Raw genomic sequence first — 21,852 nt, forward strand, 5'->3', positions numbered from 1 at the left:
TTTGAGTATTTTAAAGACGATTTAAAAAAAGTTATCTTTATCACTTAAAATAAGAAGCATATTTTATAATGAACACAAACAGCATTAAGGATTTATTGTCCGGAAAACATCTTTTACAAGAAGTAACCGTAAGTGGTTGGGTAAAAACATTTAGAAGCAACAGATTTATTGCTTTAAATGATGGTTCTACCATACAAAACATTCAATGTGTTGTAGATTTTGAAAAATTAGACGAAAGTTTACTAAAGCAAGTATCTACAGGTGCAGCAATAAAAGTAAAAGGAACCCTAGTAGAAAGCCAAGGGAAAGGACAATCTGTAGAAATACAAGTAGCTTCTTTAGAAATACACGGAGGCGCAGACCCAGAAACTTACCCTATACAACCTAAAAAACACACATTAGAGTTTTTAAGAGAAAAAGCACACTTACGCGTAAGAACCAACACTTTTTCTGCTGTAATGCGTATGCGCTCAGCTTTATCTTTTGCTGTGCACCAGTATTTTCAACAAAATGGTTTTTATCACGTACACACACCTATTATTACGGGTTCTGATGCAGAAGGAGCTGGTGAAATATTTAAAGTATCTACCTTAGACTCTAAAAAGCCGCCTTTAAAAGAAGACGGATCTGTAGACTATAGTGAAGATTTTTTTGGCAAAGAAACAAACCTAACTGTATCTGGCCAATTAGAAGCAGAAACCTACGCAATGGGCCTAGGTAAAGTATATACATTTGGACCTACGTTTAGAGCAGAGAACTCTAACACATCTAGACACTTAGCAGAGTTTTGGATGATTGAACCAGAAATGGCTTTTTATGATTTAGATGCTAATATGGATTTAGCTGAGGATTTTATTAAAAGTGTTTTATCTTACGTATTAGAAAACTGTAAAGATGATTTAGAGTTTTTAGAAAAACGTTTGTTAGACGAAGAAAAAACTAAGCCTGCAGCAGAACGTAGTGAAATGCCATTAATTGAAAAATTAAAGTTTATAACAGACAACAACTTCAAAAGAGTTAGTTACACTGAAGCTATAGAGATTTTAAGAAACTGCAAACCAAACAAAAAGAAGAAGTTTAAATACATTATTAATGAATGGGGAGCAGATTTACAAAGTGAACACGAACGTTTTCTTGTAGAAAAACACTTTAAATGTCCAGTTATATTGTTTGATTATCCTGCAAAAATAAAAGCATTTTATATGCGTTTAAATGAAGACGGAAAAACAGTAAGAGCAATGGATATACTTTTCCCAGGAATTGGAGAAATAGTTGGCGGCTCACAAAGAGAAGAACGATTAGATGTGCTTTTAGAGAAAATGAAAGCATTAGATATAGATGAAAAAGAACTATGGTGGTACACAGACTTACGTAAATACGGAAGCGCAGTACACAGTGGTTTTGGATTAGGATTTGAGCGTTTGGTGCTTTTTGCTACAGGAATGGGTAATATTAGAGACGTAATACCTTTCCCTAGAACACCACAAAATGCAGAGTTTTAAAATACATAACAATATATAAAAAGTCATAAAAAGAATTAACATTAATGCTTAAACAACACCTACAATTTAAGTTATCACAAAAGTTGTCTCCACAACAGATACAACTTATGAAGTTAATTCAACTTCCTACACAAGCTTTTGAACAACGACTAAAGCAAGAGTTAGAAGAAAATCCTGCATTAGAAAGCGGTAAAGAAGAAGCCGAAACTATTGAGGATGAGTATGACGATTTGTACGATAATGACACTGAAAAAATTGAAGCTGAAGATATCAATATTGATGAATATCTTTCTGACGACGAAATTCCAGATTACCGTACGCAAGCAAATAACTATAGTGCAGATGACGATGAAAAGAGTATTCCTTATGCAGCCGGAACCTCTTTTCATCAACATTTAATGACACAATTAAATACCGTTTATTTAGATGATAAAGACTGGGCAATTGCCGAGTTTTTAATTGGTAGTGTTGATGAAAGCGGTTATATACGCAGACCAATTACAGACATTATGGATGATTTGGCTTTTACACAAAATGTATTTGCAGAAGAAGCAGACATAATTAAAGTACTAAATTTAGTACAAGAGTTAGATCCGCCTGGTGTGGCTGCAAGATCTTTAGAAGAATGCTTAATTATACAGCTTTCTAGAAAAGAACAGACACCTGCTATAGAACTAGCAATTCAAATACTAGAAAAGTCTTTTGATCAGTTTACTAAAAAGCACTACAAAAAACTTCTGCAAAAACACAACATTACAGAAGATGAACTAAAAGAAGCTATTTCTGAAATTGAAAAATTAAATCCAAAGCCAGGTGGCTCATATGCTGGTAATACTAGAATAATAGAACATATTGTACCAGATTTTTCAATTAAAATTGCAGACGGAGAGCTAGAGCTCACTCTAAACGGAAGAAATGCTCCTGAATTGCACGTATCTAGACAGTATAATAATATGCTAGAAGGCTACAAAAATTCTAAAACAAAATCTAAATCACAGAAAGACACTGTTTTTTTTATAAAACAAAAGCTAGATGCTGCCAAGTGGTTTATAGACGCTATTAAACAAAGGCAACAAACGCTTTATGTAACAATGAGCGCTATTATGAACTACCAAAAAGAATATTTTTTAACTGGAGATGAGCGAAAGCTTAGACCAATGATTTTAAAAGATATTGCAGACACTATTGGTATGGATGTTTCTACTGTATCTAGAGTAGCAAATAGCAAATATGTAGACACACCTTATGGTACTAAATTGATTAAGGAATATTTTTCTGAATCTATGAAGAATGAGCAAGGTGAAGATGTATCTACTAAAGAAATTAAAAAAATACTAGAAAACGTTATTAGTGAAGAAGAAAAGAGAAAACCTTTAACTGATGACAAGCTAGCTGCTATTTTAAAAGAAAAAGGGTACCCAATAGCAAGGCGTACTGTTGCAAAGTACAGAGAACAATTAAATATACCTGTAGCAAGGTTAAGAAAGCAGATTTAATGAAAGGGTTTCATAAAATTATATCCTCTATATTTCACCCTTTATTTATACCCATAATTGGCTGCATTTGCTATTTTAAAATTACGCCACAATATTACACTCAAAATCACTTTTTTGGCAACACATTGCCTATTTTAATACTAACTGTTATTGTTCCTATAGTATGTTATATTATACTTAGGAGCGTAGGACTAATAACATCATATAGCCTACCCACCATAAAAGAAAGAAAATATCCACTATACATAAGTTTAGCTTTACTGTTGTTAGTGGTTTACAAAGTAATACCAAACAATTATAGTTCAGAACTGTTTTTTTACTTTTTAGGCTTAGTTGCCGCTATCTTTTGCTCTTTACTATTGCTTTTAATACGTTTTAAGAGCAGTTTACACGCAACAGGAATGGGAAGTCTACTTATGTTTTTAATTAGCCTTAGCGTCCATTTTGAGATAAATATTATTTACGCTATTGCCATCACCGTTTTTTGTACTGGCTTAGTGTCTACTTCTAAATTGTATTTAAAAACCAACACTACCTTAGAAATTATAGTAGGTTTTTTAATTGGAATTAGCTCTCAGCTACTAACAATTAAATATTGGCTATAAAATATAGAAATTAAATCCTACTCGTATTGGCTTCATAAGTAGTTGTTCATCGTCTACAAAAGCATCATCCAGCAAACTATTTAAGCCATAATACACATGAATGTTCCAGGTATTATAACCTATATTAAATTGTAGACCATATCTAAAGTTTACAATATCAGTATTACTAAAAACCTCTTTAAAATCATCAGAAACAAACTTAGACTTAGAAGAAAAAACATACCCCAATTTAGCACCTCCATAAATTCTAAGAAACTTATATTTAGTAGGTGTAGATTTTCGCCATCTAAACTCTATAGGAAACTCTACCATATGCGTAACTATTTTGCTACGTTCATAATCTAAATCTTCATCTGCAAAAGTGTAACTTATGCCCTCACTGTCTTTGGTTGCAATTAAATTTGAATAGTAGTTATTTACTGCGTAACCAAAACCAACACCAAAACCAACATTCCTTTTTTTATTAATTGGTAAATCTTTTATAAAACCAAGTTGTAAACCATAGGGCAAATTACGCTGCGTAAAGCTAGAAGGCTTATCACCATAAGTATTATAAGTAAGTCCTATATAAAACTGATCTTCCAAATAAAGACTATCTACGGTTGTATTTTGAGCAGATAAAGAAAAACATATAAGTCCAAATAAAATACATAAACGAAACATATAGTACGTATAAAAGTTATTGTATAAAAAAACGCTTCAAATAGTTTTACCTATTTGAAGCGCATATAATAGTTTAACTATCTAAATTATTGTAAATTTTTAAAAGCATCACCTTCATAAGTGGTGTAGTTTACTTTTAAAGCATTTACTTTTCTTAACTCTTCTTTAATATCCATAACAATACCCATATTGGCATTCTTATCAATTTTTAAAGCTGTTGTTATAGAACTTTGAACCTCTTGAGGCTTCTTAGCTATTTCTTCTAAAACGTAATCTCCTACTTCAGAAACGTTAGCAAACTTATCGTTTAACTGTATTTTTGGCTCTTTACCAAAAGCGCTCTGATATTTTTCTGTAGGCTGACCAACAAAAATATAAACTACTCTGTCTTTCTTTTCTAGCTTTTTAATTTCAGTTGCGTTTGGTAACTCATTTGCCACCAAAGGTTCGCTATCTTTCATTACTGTAACTGTCATAAAGAAAAACAAAAGCATAAATACAATATCCGGAAGAGAAGCCGTAGAAACTGGAGGCAATTCTCCGTCTTTTTTCTTTTTAAATTTTGACATATTCCTTTGTATTAAATGTTATTAGTTTGTTGTAGTTTCAGCTTCAGATAATTTTTGAGGATAAAGATCTTGAATTTTCTTAATCTTAACCTTTAATTGCTCCTTAACATCATCTGGAGTTTCTTGGTTAGAGTATGCCGCTTCCATTTCTGTAAAAGACATATTATAACCTAACTTTTTAGCTGCTCTATTACGTAAAAAATTATATGCTGCCACTAACTCATTCTGTACTGTTATATAAACAGAATACTTAGTTTCACGATCATTTTTTAAAGATATAACCGCTTTTATTGGGTTATCAGAAGACTCAGGACTTCTTGCACCTTCACAATAGCTACAGTACTCAGGATCTCCTTTTACTGCTCCACCATTATCTAAAAATGCAATTGCAGCCTCTTTTAAATCTTTAAGATCCATTAGATCTTCTTCTACTAGCAATTGACCATCTTTACCTATTTGTACAGTAAAAATATTTTTTTGCTTAAGTATAACTTGCTCATCAGTAGGCGGCTCTTTAGGAGGCAACATACGATCTAAACCTGCATCCGTTTCTATAGTAGTAGTTACTAAGAAAAAGATAAGGAGTAAGAAAGCAATGTCTGCCATAGAACCGGCATTTACTTCTGGTGCTCCACCTCTTCTTGCCATAATTATTATTTTTTATTTACCAATTAGTTTTTTTACACTTGGTACAACCATAAGAACAACAGCTACTGCTACTAAAATTAAGAAGGTATAAATACCTGTTCCTATGTTCTTTACTGTACTAGTTGTAGTATCATTATCCGTTAAAAACTGAGGATCTAAATCTTCTCCGTTAGATAAAAAGTAAGAAATAATTACTACAAGTGCAAATCCACCTAAAGCAAATAAAGCTTTTTTAAGGTTTTCTGGTGTAGAAAACAAGTTTTTTAGTGTATAAACCAATGCTACTACAACTGCTACACCTAATAAAAGGTAAGTAATCATAAACATTACGTTCATTGCACTACTGTTTGCTGCCTCTGCTGCTACCTCAGGAATTGTAAAATCCCCTGATGGTAAAAAATACCATAGCACAGCCGATATAACGCCTATTACAATTAAGGCTATTTTTATTATTTTTTGCATAATGCTTTTGTATTAAGGTCCGACTTATTTTTTGTGATCTACCAACATATCAATCAATGAGATTGACGAATCTTCCATATCATTTACAATACTATCAATTTTAGCAATGATGTAGTTGTAAAAAATTTGAAGAATAATGGCAGTAACAAGACCAAATACAGTTGTTAATAATGCAACCTGAATATCACCTGCAATTAAAGATGCACTTAAGTTACCAACTGCTGCAATCTTTTGGAAGGCCTGAATCATACCAATTACTGTACCCATGAAACCAAGCATAGGAGCAATAGCGATAAATAAAGACAACCAAGAAACGTTTTTCTCTAACTGACCCATTTGTACACCTCCGTAGGCAACAACCGCTTTTTCAGCAGATTCAATACTCTCACCAGCTCTATCTAATCCTTGGTAGAAAATAGACGCTACAGGTCCTTTTGTATTTCTACATACTTCTTTAGCTGCTTCTACACCACCAGATGCTAATGCGTCTTCAACTCTTTGTTTTAGTTTAGTAGTGTTTGTGCTTGCCATGTTTAAATAAATAATTCTTTCAATTGCCACTGCAAGACCAAGAATTAAACATAAAAGTACAATACCCATAAAAGCAGGTCCACCAGTAATAAATTGTTCTTTTAATACTTGAACAAAACCTTTTGGCGCTTCTTTCTCCGCTGCATCTTGTAATAATGTAGCTGCATTTACTGTATTTGTACTAAAAACAAACAACCCAGCTACAGCTAGGATAGATGATAATCTTTTCATTTTCGAAACTTAATTTAGTTAGTTAATAGGGTTAAAGATAAAAAAAAAATGTTATAATAAAATTAAACGCAAACTTATCTGCAGAGAGGAAGGGATTCGAACCCTCGATACACTTGTGATGTATACACACTTTCCAGGCGTGCGCCTTCGACCACTCGGCCACCTCTCTCTTCATAAGTTTAACGGCGTCCAAATAACAAAAAAAATATTAGTTAAAGAAATATAATATGTTATTTTTATTGCAATTCTCCTCGCAACGGAGTTTCAAAAAGTGTTTTAAATAGCTTTGGAGACACTCCTGTTCCTAACAAATACATTAACTTAGTTACAGCCGCCTCTGTTGTAATATCCTTACCATTAATTATTTGCAAGCTTTGTAATTCCTCACTGGTTTCATACTGACCAAGTAAAACACTACCTCCAGAGCACTGCGTAACATTAACAATGTACAATCCGTTTTTTATTGCTTTTTTTATTTCGTTTAGCAACCATTTCTCTGTTGGAGCATTACCTGCACCATAAGTCTCCAAAACCAACCCCTTTAAATCTGGAATATTTAACACACTTTTTAGTACATTTTTATTTAAACCAGGAAATAATTTTAAAACAGCAACATTATCATCTAGGTTTTTATGCACCTTTAATGCTTTTGTATGCTTCTTTTTTCTTAAATATTCCTTATTTACTTTTAAATGCACACCAGATTCCGCTAATTCTGGATAATTTAATGATGCAAAAGCCTCAAAATGTTCTGCATTAATTTTTGTTGTTCTATTACCTCTATACAATTTGTATTCAAAATACAAACATACCTCTTGTATTATTGCTTTATCATTCTCCCTTAATGCAGCTACTTGTATAGATGTAATTAAATTCTCTTTTGCGTCTGTACGCAAATCTCCAATTGGCAATTGAGAACCAGTTAAAATTACAGGCTTACTTAAATGCTCTAACATATAACTTAAAGCAGATGCCGTATAACTCATTGTATCACTACCGTGCAAAACCACAAAACCATCAAAATCTGCATAATTGTCTTCAATAATAGTAGCAATTTTAACCCAATGTGTAGGGTTCATATTAGAGGAATCTATTGGCTCATCAAAAGAAACGCTATCCACAGAACAATCCAACTGCTTTAGTTCTGGTATACTTTTCATTAAATTATTAAAATTAAAAGCTTTTAAAGCTCCTGTTTTATAATCCTTAACCATACCAATTGTACCACCAGTATACACCAATAATATTTTTGTAGCATTTGCCATATCACTTACTTATTTTTAAACACCAAAAACATCTAAAGAGTTTTTAGTAGTTATGCCTGCTATTTCTTTTATATCCTTATTATATATGTCTGCTAATTTTTCAGCTACGTTAATAAGGTATGCACTTTCATTTCTTTTACCTCTAAAAGGTGTTGGCGCCAAATAAGGAGCATCTGTTTCTAAAACAATATGTTTAAGATCAATTTCATTTAAAAACTTATCTATTTTTCCATTCTTAAAAGTAACTACCCCTCCAATACCTAATTTCATATTATATGATATTGCAAGTTTTGCCTGCTCCAAAGTACCTGTAAAGCAATGAAAAATCCCTCTTAAATCATCACCTTTTTCTTCTTCTAAAATTTCAAAAACTTCATCAAAAGCATCTCTGCAATGTATAACTATTGGTAATTTGTATTTTTTTGCCAATTGTATTTGATGCTTAAAAGCTTGCTGTTGTTCTTTTAAAAAGGTTTTATCCCAAAATAAATCTATTCCTATCTCTCCCAAAGCATAAAATTTACGCTGCTCTAGCATTTCTTCAATATGCACCAACTCTACATGATAATTATCTTTTACATGTGTTGGATGTAAACCCATCATCAAAAAAACATTATCTGGGTAAGCCTCCTCTAAACTCAACATAGAACTTGTGTAAGTTGAGTCTATAGCAGGAATAAAAAATCGTTCTACCCCTTTATCAATTGCATTTTGTATTGCAACAGCCCTGTCTTCATCAAAAGCCTCACTATATAAATGTGTATGTGTATCTGTAAATATCATACCGCAAAAATAGAATTATCTTATATATTTTGATGTTTTTAAATTGATATAGTTTGATTTTATCTTTTCTGATAAAGATTGATATATATTTGCACTAAAATTGAATACATGTCTAGCTTAAAAAAATTCTTACTTCAAAAAGATTACACCAAAATTAAACTTACATTAACTCCTACTAATCATTTTGAAATTAAAGCTAAGATTAACAATGTAGCCGGAAAATTTATTTTAGACACAGGAGCCTCTAACACCTGTATAGGTATAGATAAAATTGAAAACTTTAAGCTTACCTCTGAAGATTCAGAAATAAAAGCTGCTGGTGCTGGCGCTACAGAAATGGAAACATTAATTTCTTCTAACAACACCATAAAAATTGGAGATTGGAAATACAAAAAATTAAAAATTGTTTTGTTTGATCTTGTACACGTTAACCAGGCTCTTATTAACCATAATGCATTACCAGTAGATGGTATTATTGGCGCAGACATATTAAAAAAGACAAAAGCCATTATAGACTACAACAAAAAATGTGTTTATTTTAAGCTGTAAATAACAGATATCTTATTTATTAGTATTGTACCGATTTTTTAATGTCATGTTTTAGCAAAAACACACTTTTGTTTGCAAAACATTCTAACCATGTCTACATCAAAAATAAATCTATATTGCATACTAGCAATTGGCATTTTATTTACAACCAGTTGTTCTAATGACGACAACAACTACCAAAAAGCAGAAACAAGTATTTTAGAAGAGAAAATTACAACTCTTTATGGCTCACTAGAAACGCTGCAACTACCAGAAGAAATAAATTTAAACAACATTCCTAGTGACCCTAAAAACCCGCTTACACCAGAAAAAGTTGTCTTAGGAAAATTACTTTTTCACGAAACAGGCTTAGCCTTAAACCCAACAAAAGAAATAGGAGCCAACACCTACTCATGTGCAAGTTGCCACCACGCAGCGGCAGGTTTCCAAAGCGGCAACATACAAGGTATTGGCGAAGGTGGTTTTGGCTATGGTGCAAAAGGAGAATCTAGACACATGTCTATAGATTATTTAGAAGAAGACTTAGATGTACAACCCATAAAATCTCCAAGCATACTAAACACTGCATACCAAAAAGTAATGTTATGGAACGGACAATTTGGAGGAACCTCAGAAAATACAGGAACCGAAAGTAGCTGGACAGTTGGCACTCCCAAAGAACACAATAACTTAGGTTTTGAAGGCGTAGAAATACAAGCCATAGCTGGCCTAGGTGTTCACAGGCTTTTAATAGACACCAACTTCCTAAACAACAACGGATACAAAAGTATGTTTGACGCTGCTTTTCCTAACACCCCAGAAGAAAATAGATACACAACCATAACAGCTGGTTTAGCAATTGCTGCTTATGAACGAACAGTGCTTGCAAACCAAGCTCCTTTTCAAGAGTTTTTAAAAGGAAATGAAGCTGCTTTATCCCCTAAAGAAATAAGTGGCGCTAACTTATTTTTTGGTAAAGCAGAATGCTATAAATGCCACACCGGACCAGGCTTAAACAAAACAGGGTTTTACGCTTTAGGAATGAACGACTTGGACCCAAACAGTTCACACATTAATATTGATGAAGCCACAAAAAAAGGTAGAGGCGGTTTTACAGGAAAAGAAGAAGATAATTACAAGTTTAAAATACCATCTTTATATAACTTAAAAGATGTATCTCATTTTGGTCATGGAGGAAGCTTTACTTCTATAAAAGAAGTTATAGAATACAAAAACAACGCCATACCTGAAAACAATAATGTTCCTAAAAATCAATTAGCATCAGATTTTATTCCGCTAAATTTAACAACAGAAGAAATTGATGATTTAACTGCTTTTATAGAAAACGGATTGTATGACAATAACCTAAAAAGGTACACTCCGGAGAGCTTACCATCAGGCAACTGTTTTCCTAACGCAGATAGCAAATCCAAATCTGATATGGGTTGCAACTAAAACACTCCTAAACAAGAAAAGGGCTGAAGTTAAACTTCAGCCCTTTTTTTATCTCTAGATTCAAGACTACATTTCTAACGCCTTCTTAACATCATTATTCATTAATAATTCTTCTGGATTTTCTAATGCTTCTTTAACTGCAACTAAGAAACCAACAGATTCTTTACCATCTATAATTCTATGATCATAAGATAAAGCCACATACATAATAGGAGCAATAACAACCTCACCATTTTTAGCTATAGGACGCTCTACTATATTGTGCATTCCTAAAATAGCACTTTGCGGAGGATTAATAATTGGTGTAGATAACATAGAACCAAAAACACCACCATTAGTAATGGTAAATGTTCCTCCTGTCATTTCATCAACTGTAATTTCTCCTTCACGAGCTCTAATAGCCAAACGTTTCACCTCTGCTTCTACACCTCTAAAAGTTAAGTTTTCTGCATTTCTAATTACAGGAACCATTAAACCTTTTGGTCCAGATACAGCAATACTAATATCTGCAAAATCATAAGAAATCATTTCCTTACCATCTATCATTGCATTTACAGATGGGTACATCTCTAATGCACGTACAACCGCCTTAGTAAAGAAAGACATAAAACCTAAACCAACACCGTGTTTAGCTCTAAAGTCATCTTTGTACTGGCTACGCAATGCAAAAATAGGAGACATATCTACCTCGTTAAAAGTAGTAAGCATAGCCGTTTCATTTTTAGCTGAAACCAAACGCTCTGCCACTTTACGACGCAACATTGATAATTTAGAACGAGTTTCTCCTCGGTTACCTCCAGTAGTTGGTGTCCCCATAGATGGCACAGCTTTTACAGCATCATCTTTAGTTACTCTACCATCCTTACCTGTACCTTTTACAGCAGATGCCTCAATTCCTTTTTCACTTAATATTTTTTTAGCTGCAGGAGACGCTGTCCCTGTTGCATATGTTTTTGCAGTTTCTGCAGGCTTTGGAGCCTCTGCTTTTGGTGCAGTTTCTTCTTTTTTCTCTTCTTTAGCAGGCGCATCATCAGCACCTTCTGGTTTTGCTGCAGATGTATCTATTAAACAAACAACAGCACCTACTGCTACTGCATCACCTTCTTCTGCTTTTAATGTAATTACTCCGCTTACTTCTGCTGGAAGTTCTAAGGTAGCTTTATCTGAATCTACCTCTGCAATAGCTTGATCTTTCTCTACATAATCTCCGTCTTGCACTAGCCATTCCGCTATTTCTACTTCGGTTATCGATTCTCCCGGTGAAGGGACTTTCATTTCTAAAATCATCCTACTTTATTTGATGTGTTATTGTGTTTATCTTTTTGTCATATTGTCTTTGGTTTTATCAAAGACATAATCTATTACTTGTTGGTGTCTGCGCTTAGAACGTACTGCACTACCAGCTGCTGGTGAGGCATAAAAACGTCTAGACGCTACTCTTAATTTATTGGCATCTTTATAATGCATCATGATATGACTCCAAGCTCCCATATTTCTTGGTTCTTCTTGTGCCCATACAATATCAACTGCATTAGTATACCTACCAATAATTTCTGTTATTTTTTCTGTTGGCAACGGAAATAATTGTTCTACTCTTACCAAAGCAACATCTTCTCTGTTTTGCTCCTCTTTTTCGGCAAGCAAGTCATAGTAAAACTTACCAGTACAGAATACTAGAGATTTAACTTTACTAACATCTGCTGTAGTATCATCTAAAACCTCCTGAAAAGTTCCGTTAGCAAGCTCATCAATTGTAGATACCGCCTTTGGATGTCTTAATAAACTTTTAGGAGTAAATATTACTAAAGGTTTTCTAAAATTAACTTTCATTTGTCTACGCAGAATATGAAACATTTGTGCAGGTGTAGACACATCTGCAATGTACATATTATCTCTTGCACACAATTGCAAGTACCTTTCCATACGTGCAGAAGAATGTTCTGCACCCTGACCTTCATAACCGTGTGGTAACAACATCACCAATCCGTTTTGAAGCTTCCATTTATCTTCGGCAGCAGAAATGTACTGATCTAACATAATTTGAGCTCCATTACTAAAGTCTCCAAATTGAGCTTCCCAAATAGTAAGTGTTTTTGGGCTAGCCATAGCGTAACCATAATCAAAACCAACAACACCATATTCTGACAATAATGAATTGTAAATTTGAAATCTGGCTTGTTCCTCAGACAAGTGGTTTAATAATATTATTTCTTCTTCACTTTCTTCAACCTTCATAACTGCATGACGGTGAGAAAAAGTTCCTCTTTCTACATCTTGCCCAGACATACGAACACCAAAGCCCTCTTGTAACAACGTACCGTAAGCTAAAAGTTCACCCATTGCCCAGTCTAATTTGTTAGTTTCAAAGAACATTTTTTTACGATCCTTAACTAACTTTTCAACCTTACGTAAAAACTTTTTATCGCTAGGTAATTCTGTTATCACCTTAGCAATTTCTGTTAATTTGTCTTTATCATAAGTAGTATCTACAGCCTCCATCATCTCCCATTCTCTAACAGATGCAAAACCACTCCACTCATCTGCCATAAAAGGCGTAATAACTGTTTTATCTTCTTTTCTAGAATCTTCTAACTCTTCTTCTAAAGAAGCTTTGTATTCATTTTCTAATTCTTTTACAAATCCTTTTTCTATAACTCCTTCTGCAAGTAAACGCTCTGCATAAATATCTCTTGAGTTATTGTGTTTAGATATTGCTTTATATAGTTTAGGCTGTGTAAAACGAGGCTCATCACCTTCATTGTGCCCATATTTTCTATAACCTAATAAATCTATAAATACATCTCTATTAAAACGCATTCTGTACTCCAATGCAAATAAAGAAGCGTGTACTACAGCTTCTGCATCATCTGCATTTACGTGTAATACCGGACTTAAAGTTACTTTAGCAACATCTGTACAATAGGTAGATGACCTAGCATCTAAATAGTTTGTTGTAAAACCAATTTGGTTGTTTACAACAATATGTATAGTACCATTTGTTTTATACCCATCTAAGTTTGCCATTTGTACAACCTCATACACTAAACCTTGACCTGCAATAGCAGCATCTCCGTGCACAACAATTGGTAATACTTTTGAAAAATCTTCAGGGAAGTGAGCATCTTGTTTAGCTCTAGCAATACCTTCTACTACCGCACCAACAGTCTCTAAGTGAGATGGATTTGGTGCAATATTCATTTTTATTTTATTTCCGTTACTAGCTTTACGCTCAGATGTCCATCCTAAGTGATACTTAACATCGCCATCAAAAATTTCTTGCTCGTAATCTTTACCATCAAACTCACTAAAAATATCCTTAGCTGCTTTACCAAAAATATTGGTAAGCACGTTTAGTCTACCACGGTGAGCCATACCCATTACAAACTGCTCTACTCCCATTTCTGCTGCACGCTCTACAACAGCATCTAAAGCAGGAATTAAAGACTCATTACCCTCTATAGAAAAACGTTTTTGACCAACATATTTTGTATGTAAAAAACTCTCAAAAGAAACTGCCTGATTAAGTTTTTTAAGAATATGCTTTTTTCTATCTGCGTTAAACTTAGGGTGATTGTCATTTACGTTTAACCAATTTTGAATCCACTCTACTCTTTCTGGCTTACGTATGTACATATACTCAACGCCAATAGCGTCACAATATATGCTTTTAAGATGTTTTATAATTTCCTGTAAAGAAACAGCTCCAATACCTAGGATTTCTCCTGCAGTAAAAATGGTGTTTAAATCTTCACTAGACAACCCAAAATTGTCTAACTCTAAAGTTGGTGAGTATTTTCTTCTTTCGCGAACTGGGTTTGTTTTAGTGAACAAGTGTCCTCTGCTTCTGTACCCATCAATTAACTTAATTACTTTAAATTCTTTCTGTAAAGACTGTGGCATTGCAGCTTCTATTGCCGGTCCGTTTTCAGAAAACTCTTCTTGTGCTGTTTCTTGACCAAAGTCAAAACCTTGAAAAAAGGCACGCCAGCTAGGCTCTACACTGTCAGGGCTAATTAAGTATTTATCATATAAAGTCGCAAAAAATGATGTATGCGCTGCGTTTAAAAACGAATATTTATCCATTGAAATTCTTCTCTGTCTTGTGAACAAAATTTATTCAAAAATACAACTTTTAGCTTTTATAAGCATATCTTAGTGCGTAATAATGTAAAAAAATAACAAGAATGAGAAAAAACAAGCATTTCCTTTCAAAATTATTGATTATAAGTATCTTGATAACAGCTTTTGCCTCTAATACCACAATTGCACAGGTTAGCGCAAGCTATAGTAACTTTTGGGAAAAAGTACAATTTGGAGGTGGTTTAGGCATTGGATTTGGAAACGACAGCTTTAACGCTAGTGTTTCCCCTAGTGCTATTTACCAGGTTAACCCAATGTTTGCTGTTGGTACAGGCTTAAATTTTAATTACTCTAAATTTGGAGACCATAAACTTACCGCGTATGGCGCTAGCGCATTAACGTTATTTAATATTGTACCTGCTATACAACTATCTGCGGAGTTTGAACAAATGCGAATAAACCGTGATTTTGGCATAAATGGCAGTACTATAGAAGATAATTACTGGAATTCTGCCTTATTTTTAGGTATAGGATACAGTAACCAAAATGTAACTTTTGGCATACGTTATGATGTTTTGTATGATGACGAAAAAAGCATTTACGCAGATGCATTAATGCCTTTTGTTAGGGTTTACTTTTAATCTACTATTTGCATTTTTTTAAGTAGGAATGATGCATTCATATTTTTACAAATACCATCTTTAAACTTATAGTCAAAATGTAGTTCATTATTTATAATTTCCGCATCAAAATAATGATTTTTTACACCTGGCAACTCATCTGCCGCTTTACACAAACTTAAATCGTGTGTAGCAATAATTCCGGTAGATTGAGACGCCACTAATTTCTCTACAAATTTACGAGAACCAATAGCTTTATCTGTACTATTTGTTCCTTTTAAAATTTCATCCAAAACTATAAAATAACGATCGTTTTGTATTTCATCAACAATAAACTTTAATCGTTTTAACTCAGAAAAAAAATAGGACTCATCATCTGTAAGTGAGTCTGTTGTACGCATACTTGTTATTAATTTTATTGGCGAATATTCTGCCGAAGTACCACAAACTGGTAAGCCCATATTTGCCATAACAATTTGCAATGACACAGTACGCAAAAAAGTACTTTTACCTGCCATATTTGCTCCTGTTACTATAAAAAACTCCGCATTATTAATAGTGATATCATTTTTTATACTTTTTGCAGGATCTAATAATGGATGTGCCGCATTTTTAACCTGTAGCACTTTACCTTTAGCAGCAATTGTAGGGTACACATAACTTGGATTATTAAACGCAAAATTACCTAAGCTGTTATACGCATCAAAAAAAGCTATAACACTAAACCAATCTTGCACCAAATGTCCGTATAGCTTTATCCAGTTCTCTATTTTATAAGATTGATGAACATCCCACAACAAAAAACCATTTCCTAAGAAACCAAAAATCATATTATTACGCTGATCTAAGGCTCCTAAAATTCTTGAAAACTCATGTAAAACAGCAGACGTTTTTTTACCATCTGTAACAACAACTGCTCTTTTTTCTTTTAATAAGTCTGATGTAAACTCTACATCTTCTATAGCCACAATAAGTTTTTGATATTGCTGAAAAGTACTTTGTATTTTCCCCATATCTGCAGCCAGTTTGCTTACCTTTTTAAAATATGTACCTGTAACAAGTAAACCTATAAAAAACCAACCTGCTACAAAAAAACCAGAAATAAAACCCAAAAAATATAAGACAAAAAACAACACCGTAATTACCGTAAACACAGTAGGCACAAACCTCATAAAAGAAGGAATAAACGCTGTGTGTTTCTGCATCCAAGAAACAATTGTTTTGTATGACACTTCTGCTTTTACAAGCGTAGCAATAGCCGCAAATTCTTGCCTCCATTTAGGCTTAGAAGCTAACTCCTTTACAGCGTTTTGTTTTTGCGCTATATTATCTATATCATTTGCCGTAAATTGATTAGCCAACTCTTCACTACCTTGTTCCAAAGCAGTTCTATTACTGTATTGGTAAAAAGAACCTTTACCAAACAAATCTACATCTTGACTATAAAAATGAAGTGGATCTGCAAATTCCTCTCCATCTGGAAGGTTATGAAATTTACGATGCAAAACATCAATCTCAATTTCATTAATTTTTATAAGTGCTATAAATTTATGATACACATATTGCAAATCTGAATGTCTAGACACTAAAAACACAAACAACACTATAGCCAATAAAATAACCGCCATTACTGCTTTGGTGTTTCCTATAAAAAAATAAACACCAAAACCAGCTAATAAAAATACCGCCAACCTTAACAAACTAGACAGCAGTAATTTAGATTTAACCTTAGCAGATTCTTCTTTATAGTTAGTAATATTTTGTTTGTAAAATGCAATAAGTTCTTTCATAAAAATAATGTAGTGGTGCGTAATGTATTATGCAACTAAAAAAATATTATTCCTTTAGCTTAGCTAACTCTGCTTGTTGTTTTTTGGTAAGTTTAGATACTACTAAATTGTATGAATGATCTATTAATTCTTTTAGTAAACTAGGAGAAATACGTTCTATTAGTATTGTATTCCAGTGTTTTTTATTCATATGAAAACCAGGTGCAATATCACCATCATACTTTTCTCTAAGTTTTAATGACAACTCTGGGTTACACTTTAAATTAATTTGAGGTGGCAAGCGCTCTAACGGTAACAAGGCAAACATTTTACCCAAAACCTTAAATACCAAAGTATGCTCATCAAAAGGAAACTCTTCTGTAATTCCTTTTTTTAAAATGCAATATGCCCTAACCTCTTCTACATTCATACACAGCAAGTTTAAACTGTTGTAGAATCATATACAATAACCTTATCCCATAAGCGAGCAGATTCTTCTATAAAAGTTAAGTGCGCCTCTTCATCTTGGTATTTTTGTTGATTTTCTGCCGATGTAAACGAAACCAATAAGCTAAACGTAAAACTACCATCTACCACATCTCTAGTAGCTGCTGGTGGTGTACCTATAAAATTAGTACTTGCATATTTAGAAGCATTTAAAAACTTACGTAATGATGTTACAAAAGCTTTTTTATCATCTTCGCTTTCTGGATTTTTTAGCCAAAAATATACGTTATGCACAAATGCTGATTCAAAATTATTTACGCTCATAAAACACTATTTATTTATTTCTTTTTCTATTTGCTTTACCTCTTGTTTATTTTCAATTTTTAACGCAGAATAATCTAACGTCCACCCAATAGTTTCTACAATAGACTCTATTAAAAGTATTGCCTCTAACGCTTCTTTACGGGCCGTATTCATTAAACCACTTACAGGTATTTTCTCTAAAATATGCTCCTTTGCTTCTTTATTCACATTAGTTAAATCCTCTGGAGAAAACGAATTAAATAATCCGTTTTTAATATCATAAAACTGAAGCTCAGGAGAAACTGACAACACCTCTGGCTCTGGAAAATTCTTGAGTATAATTCTCTTTTTACTATCATCTGCATTTAAAAGAATTTTTTTTAGATCATACCCAATTTGCACTTTAGCGTTTATAATTACTAATGCCTTTTTTTTACTACTTACCAAACTCATAAAATGCTCTTTGGTATTGTGGTATTGGTATACTTCTGCAAAATCTCCTTCTACAGATATTAATTTACAAACCCTTTTTATTTTTTCTAATAAAACAGTAGACTGTGTATGTGTAACTTCTTTGGTCTTTTTAGTTCTAAAAAAGGAATACACCCAATACATAAGTATAGCCCCTAAAATTAACCCTAAAAAAACCTCTATTAAACTATCCATTATTTATTTTATACGTTACAAAACAGCACTATTTAACACTGTTTTACTCTTCAATTTTATACAAAACAGGCCTACTAGGACTTGCATCATTCTCAAAAGGAGCTACTTGCAAATTTAAAAAATATGTGCCATCTTCAATAGTATTAGCAACATATATAAATTCTGTTATAGTGGCATTTTCTCTAATTTTACCTTCAAAATTCCAAAATGCCTTGTGAGAAACTAACTTACCATCATCTTTTTCCTTATCAACAGATGGCAAATCTATTAGCAAGTGCTCTACTCCTTTTTCTCTTAAAAAAACAGCTCCTTCCTCTAACAAGTAAGGTGGATTGGTATTGGAATATTGCGCTCCTATTTTATCTTCTAAATTAGGAATTGTTCGTATAACAACAGCCTCTCTCTTTTTTTTACCTAAAGCATATTGCAATTGCTTTTTAGAAATAACAAAATCGTCTCCTATTTTTTCTGGTGCAATGGTAATTACTTCTGCCAAAAAGAAAAATTGTTTTAATTTTTGATTTACAGACACAAATTTCTCTGTAATATGCCCCACACACTCTGTATGCGTACCGTGTGCATGCGGATTAAAACTTATATTATTAAAGTTTACAGATGAACCCTCACTTACCAAACCAACAAAATCACCATCTGTATGTGGCTCTATAACTGGCGCACCAACATACCAAGCATTTACATTAGACTTATCCCCTTTTAAAGGCATAGAAATATCTAATGCATCATTTAAATTTATTGAATATTTTTTTGTTCTTACTGTAATAACTGCCTTCATGAATCTCTTTCTATATTAATTTATAAGTTAACAATAAACAAATCTGCTGCTATACCATCACTTAAAAATTTACCTTTTGCTGTCACTAAAAGTGTATTATTTTTAAGTTGCAACAGACCTTTTTCAATTTTTTTGTTTGCCTCTTTTTCTAAATAAGTCACATATTTTAATCCAAAATCTTCCTGTACCTTTTGTAGTGAAACACCCCAAATAGTTCTTAAACCGGTCATAACATATTCATTATACCTATCCACTACAGACAATTCTTCTATCTCTTGTGGTAGCTTATTTTGCGCTAATGCTTTTATGTATTTAGGGTTATTATTCACATTCCAACTCCTGCTTTCCCCGTTAAAAGAATGTGCAGATGGCCCAACACCAATATATTTTTTACCCAACCAATATGCGGTATTATTTTTAGAAAAAAAATCTGGTTTTCCAAAGTTAGAAAACTCATAATTTACATAGCCCTCTTTAGCCAATTCTTTTACCAGAATTTTATGATGTTCTTGAGCAACACTATCTTTTACAGGAGCTATTTCTCCTTTTTTAATAAATTTTTCTAAAGCAGTTTTTGGCTCTACTGTAAGTGCATAACTAGAAATATGTGGCAAACCAAAAGATAAAGCTTTGTGTATGTTTTGCATCCATTTATCATTGCTCATTCCTGGAATACCGTAAATTAAATCTATTGTTATGTCTGAAAAATATTTGGTTGCCAAAGCAATACAACTTTCAGCCTCTTTAGCATTGTGCGCCCTATTCATCAGTTTTAAATCGTCTTCAAAAAAAGACTGCACTCCAATACTAAGTCTGTTTACCTTTGATGCTGCAAGTTGTTCTATTTTTAAAGTAGATAAATCATCTGGATTAGCCTCCAAAGTTATCTCTGGATTTTTAACAACATTGTAATTTTCGTAAACTGTTTTTATAAGCCTATTTATTTCACTGGCATTTAAAACAGAAGGCGTACCTCCACCAAAATAAATGGTTTCTACACTGGTTTGCTTAAACTCGTTTTTACGCAAAACAAGCTCCTTAGAAATAGCCTGTAGCATTTCTTCCTTTTTCCCCATAGAGGTAGAAAAATGAAAATCGCAATAATGACAAGCCTGTTTACAAAAAGGAATGTGTATATAAATACCTGCCATTTTTTTATTTTTTTACCCTATTTTGGTTTTGCTTTACAAAAGAATCCCAACCAGAGTAACTTTTACCTGTTTCTAATTTTCCGCTATTGTAAAAATGACAAACTGCAGCAGCCAAACCATCTGTAGCATCTAAGTTTTTAGGCAATTCTTTTAACCCTAAAGTACTTTTTAACATCCCAGCCACTTGCTCTTTACTTGCATTACCATTACCCGTAATTGCCATTTTAATTTTTTTAGGCATATACTCAGTAATTACTAGTTGCCTAGATAAACCAGCAGCCATAGCAACACCTTGTGCACGGCCTAATTTTAGCATAGACTGTACATTTTTACCATAAAAAGGCGCTTCTAAAGCCATTTCATCTGGGTGATACGTATCTATAAGCTCTATAGTGCGCTCAAAAATAAGTTTAAGTTTGGTGTAAGGGTCATTATACTTCTGCAATAAAAGTTCGTTCATTTGCAAAAATTCCATTTTTTTACCTACCACTTTTATAAGGCCAAAGCCCATAATAGTAGTACCAGGATCTACCCCCAATATAATTCTTTCTTTAACCACTAATTTTTATTTGGTATTTATTACTAAAGGAATTCTAAATTTAGCACGTACAGGTATTCCTCTTTTTAAAGCTGGTTTTAATTTAGGTAAGCTTTTAATACCACGAGAAATAATACCATTAAACCCTGGTATTTGATTTGTAATAACAGAATCTTGCTCTATATCTAAAACAGAAATTTCTCCTTTGCTATCTATTAACACATCTATACGTATTGTATCTTTTATAGCTCTATCTAAAACAAACTCAAAGTCCCCTAATATTTCTGAGTAATGCAACAACAACATTTCTTCAAAACACTCTTTTTGTACTTCTTTTGAAGCAAGTTCGTCACACCCTTCAAACAAAGGAAATTGATCTATAGCATTCCAATTAATACCCTCCATTTCTTGCTTAATAATCTTCTGAGTTTTTTCGGCTCTAGAATCAAAAAAATCGCAAGAAACGCAAAGAAATATCATAAGAAATAAAGCTGCTCTTTGCATAAAAACTAAATTCTAGGCGAAATTTACAATTTTTTAATCAAGTGAACAGCATAGCACCAAAATTAGCACACCAAACTACACTATTATTTTGCCTAAAAAAGCAACTACTCTTTATAATACTGCTTACACTACACCAACAACAGAACACCCATTAGCACTATTTTACCTAAAAAAGTAATAATTAACATATATCAGGTTAATTTTTTATATTTATAACCACTTCAGAAATAAAAACTTATTTTT

The 21,852-nt window shown here is 32.9% G+C and carries 22 protein-coding genes and 1 tRNA gene; 5 read left to right on the top strand and 18 right to left on the bottom strand.

The features are described from left to right. The first annotated feature begins 68 nt into the window (after positions 1 to 68). A complete protein-coding gene (gene asnS / locus JM80_RS01345) occupies positions 69 to 1,502 on the top strand; it encodes an asparagine--tRNA ligase (protein WP_013621401.1) in 1,434 nt (477 codons plus the stop codon). A 44-nt stretch (positions 1,503 to 1,546) separates the two neighbouring features. Next, the gene (gene rpoN / locus JM80_RS01350; protein WP_013621400.1) at positions 1,547 to 2,998 is read left to right on the top strand and encodes an RNA polymerase factor sigma-54; all 1,452 of its coding nucleotides are present in this window, start codon (positions 1,547 to 1,549) and stop codon (positions 2,996 to 2,998) included. Between the two features lie 599 nt (positions 2,999 to 3,597). Here rpoN and JM80_RS01360 read toward each other — a convergent pair. The 8 genes from JM80_RS01360 to JM80_RS01395 all read right to left on the bottom strand — a co-directional run bounded on the left by JM80_RS01360 (position 3,598) and on the right by JM80_RS01395 (position 8,755). Continuing rightward, complete coding sequence (locus JM80_RS01360; RefSeq protein ID WP_144709015.1) at positions 3,598 to 4,266, bottom strand: porin family protein; 669 nt, start codon at positions 4,264 to 4,266, stop codon at positions 3,598 to 3,600. An 86-nt stretch (positions 4,267 to 4,352) separates the two neighbouring features. Then, a complete protein-coding gene (locus JM80_RS01365) occupies positions 4,353 to 4,835 on the bottom strand; it encodes a biopolymer transporter ExbD (protein ID WP_013621397.1) in 483 nt (160 codons plus the stop codon). Positions 4,836 to 4,856: 21 nt separating this feature from the next. Then, positions 4,857 to 5,483, bottom strand: a complete 627-nt coding sequence (locus JM80_RS01370) for a biopolymer transporter ExbD (protein WP_013621396.1) — start codon at positions 5,481 to 5,483, stop codon at positions 4,857 to 4,859. 12 nt (positions 5,484 to 5,495) lie between these two features. Then, positions 5,496 to 5,945, bottom strand: a complete 450-nt coding sequence (locus tag JM80_RS01375) for a membrane protein (RefSeq protein ID WP_013621395.1) — start codon at positions 5,943 to 5,945, stop codon at positions 5,496 to 5,498. A gap of 24 nt (positions 5,946 to 5,969) precedes the next feature. Next, on the bottom strand, positions 5,970 to 6,707 hold the full coding sequence (locus JM80_RS01380; protein ID WP_013621394.1) for a MotA/TolQ/ExbB proton channel family protein: 738 nt from the start codon (positions 6,705 to 6,707) through the stop codon (positions 5,970 to 5,972). Between the two features lie 81 nt (positions 6,708 to 6,788). Next, a tRNA-Ser gene (locus JM80_RS01385) sits at positions 6,789 to 6,876 on the bottom strand. Positions 6,877 to 6,943: 67 nt separating this feature from the next. After that, on the bottom strand, positions 6,944 to 7,972 hold the full coding sequence (locus JM80_RS01390) for an asparaginase (RefSeq protein WP_013621393.1): 1,029 nt from the start codon (positions 7,970 to 7,972) through the stop codon (positions 6,944 to 6,946). A gap of 15 nt (positions 7,973 to 7,987) precedes the next feature. Continuing rightward, positions 7,988 to 8,755 carry a TatD family hydrolase gene (locus tag JM80_RS01395; RefSeq protein WP_144709016.1) on the bottom strand — a complete coding sequence of 256 codons (768 nt, stop codon included), beginning with the start codon at positions 8,753 to 8,755 and terminating at the stop codon, positions 7,988 to 7,990. Between the two features lie 108 nt (positions 8,756 to 8,863). Between JM80_RS01395 and JM80_RS01400 the strand changes: the two genes are divergently transcribed. Together JM80_RS01400 and JM80_RS01405 are read left to right on the top strand one after the other, a co-directional pair. Beyond that, the gene (locus JM80_RS01400) at positions 8,864 to 9,304 is read left to right on the top strand and encodes a retropepsin-like aspartic protease (protein WP_013621391.1); all 441 of its coding nucleotides are present in this window, start codon (positions 8,864 to 8,866) and stop codon (positions 9,302 to 9,304) included. 90 nt (positions 9,305 to 9,394) lie between these two features. Then, entirely contained in the window at positions 9,395 to 10,738 is a 1,344-nt protein-coding gene (locus JM80_RS01405) for a cytochrome-c peroxidase (RefSeq protein WP_144709017.1), read from the top strand. A gap of 66 nt (positions 10,739 to 10,804) precedes the next feature. Here JM80_RS01405 and odhB read toward each other — a convergent pair whose 3' ends face one another. Both odhB and JM80_RS01415 read right to left on the bottom strand, forming a co-directional pair. After that, a complete protein-coding gene (gene odhB / locus JM80_RS01410; protein WP_013621389.1) occupies positions 10,805 to 12,025 on the bottom strand; it encodes a 2-oxoglutarate dehydrogenase complex dihydrolipoyllysine-residue succinyltransferase in 1,221 nt (406 codons plus the stop codon). A 27-nt stretch (positions 12,026 to 12,052) separates the two neighbouring features. Next, positions 12,053 to 14,821 carry a 2-oxoglutarate dehydrogenase E1 component gene (locus tag JM80_RS01415; RefSeq protein ID WP_144709018.1) on the bottom strand — a complete coding sequence of 923 codons (2,769 nt, stop codon included), beginning with the start codon at positions 14,819 to 14,821 and terminating at the stop codon, positions 12,053 to 12,055. Positions 14,822 to 14,922: 101 nt separating this feature from the next. On the opposite strand from JM80_RS01415, the gene JM80_RS01420 reads away from it, so the two are divergent. Continuing rightward, positions 14,923 to 15,459 carry a hypothetical protein gene (locus tag JM80_RS01420; RefSeq protein ID WP_013621387.1) on the top strand — a complete coding sequence of 179 codons (537 nt, stop codon included), beginning with the start codon at positions 14,923 to 14,925 and terminating at the stop codon, positions 15,457 to 15,459. Here JM80_RS01420 and JM80_RS01425 read toward each other — a convergent pair. Genes JM80_RS01425 through JM80_RS01460 form a run of 8 tightly spaced genes read right to left on the bottom strand, consistent with a single transcriptional unit; the run spans position 15,456 to position 21,585 of the window. Further along, positions 15,456 to 17,228, bottom strand: a complete 1,773-nt coding sequence (locus JM80_RS01425) for a hypothetical protein (RefSeq protein WP_075695067.1) — start codon at positions 17,226 to 17,228, stop codon at positions 15,456 to 15,458. The genes JM80_RS01420 and JM80_RS01425 overlap by 4 nt on opposite strands. A 46-nt stretch (positions 17,229 to 17,274) precedes the next feature. Continuing rightward, positions 17,275 to 17,637 carry an MmcQ/YjbR family DNA-binding protein gene (locus JM80_RS01430; RefSeq protein WP_013621385.1) on the bottom strand — a complete coding sequence of 121 codons (363 nt, stop codon included), beginning with the start codon at positions 17,635 to 17,637 and terminating at the stop codon, positions 17,275 to 17,277. A gap of 11 nt (positions 17,638 to 17,648) precedes the next feature. Continuing rightward, positions 17,649 to 17,978: a Dabb family protein gene (locus JM80_RS01435; protein WP_075695066.1), complete on the bottom strand. Its 330-nt coding sequence runs from the start codon at positions 17,976 to 17,978 to the stop codon at positions 17,649 to 17,651. A 6-nt stretch (positions 17,979 to 17,984) separates the two neighbouring features. Then, positions 17,985 to 18,623 (bottom strand): DUF4230 domain-containing protein, encoded by a 639-nt coding sequence (locus JM80_RS01440; protein WP_144709019.1) that lies wholly within the window; start codon positions 18,621 to 18,623, stop codon positions 17,985 to 17,987. 43 nt (positions 18,624 to 18,666) lie between these two features. Then, complete coding sequence (locus tag JM80_RS01445) at positions 18,667 to 19,416, bottom strand: cyclase family protein (RefSeq protein WP_013621382.1); 750 nt, start codon at positions 19,414 to 19,416, stop codon at positions 18,667 to 18,669. Between the two features lie 20 nt (positions 19,417 to 19,436). Beyond that, positions 19,437 to 20,567, bottom strand: a complete 1,131-nt coding sequence (hemW, locus tag JM80_RS01450; RefSeq protein WP_144709020.1) for a radical SAM family heme chaperone HemW — start codon at positions 20,565 to 20,567, stop codon at positions 19,437 to 19,439. A gap of 4 nt (positions 20,568 to 20,571) precedes the next feature. Continuing rightward, the gene (gene ruvC / locus JM80_RS01455; RefSeq protein WP_144709021.1) at positions 20,572 to 21,126 is read right to left on the bottom strand and encodes a crossover junction endodeoxyribonuclease RuvC; all 555 of its coding nucleotides are present in this window, start codon (positions 21,124 to 21,126) and stop codon (positions 20,572 to 20,574) included. A 6-nt stretch (positions 21,127 to 21,132) separates the two neighbouring features. Beyond that, positions 21,133 to 21,585: a hypothetical protein gene (locus tag JM80_RS01460; RefSeq protein WP_141103776.1), complete on the bottom strand. Its 453-nt coding sequence runs from the start codon at positions 21,583 to 21,585 to the stop codon at positions 21,133 to 21,135. Positions 21,586 to 21,852 lie beyond the last annotated feature (267 nt).

This window comes from Cellulophaga sp. RHA_52, assembly GCF_007827205.1.
Classification (GTDB): Bacteria; Bacteroidota; Bacteroidia; order Flavobacteriales; family Flavobacteriaceae; genus Cellulophaga; species Cellulophaga lytica.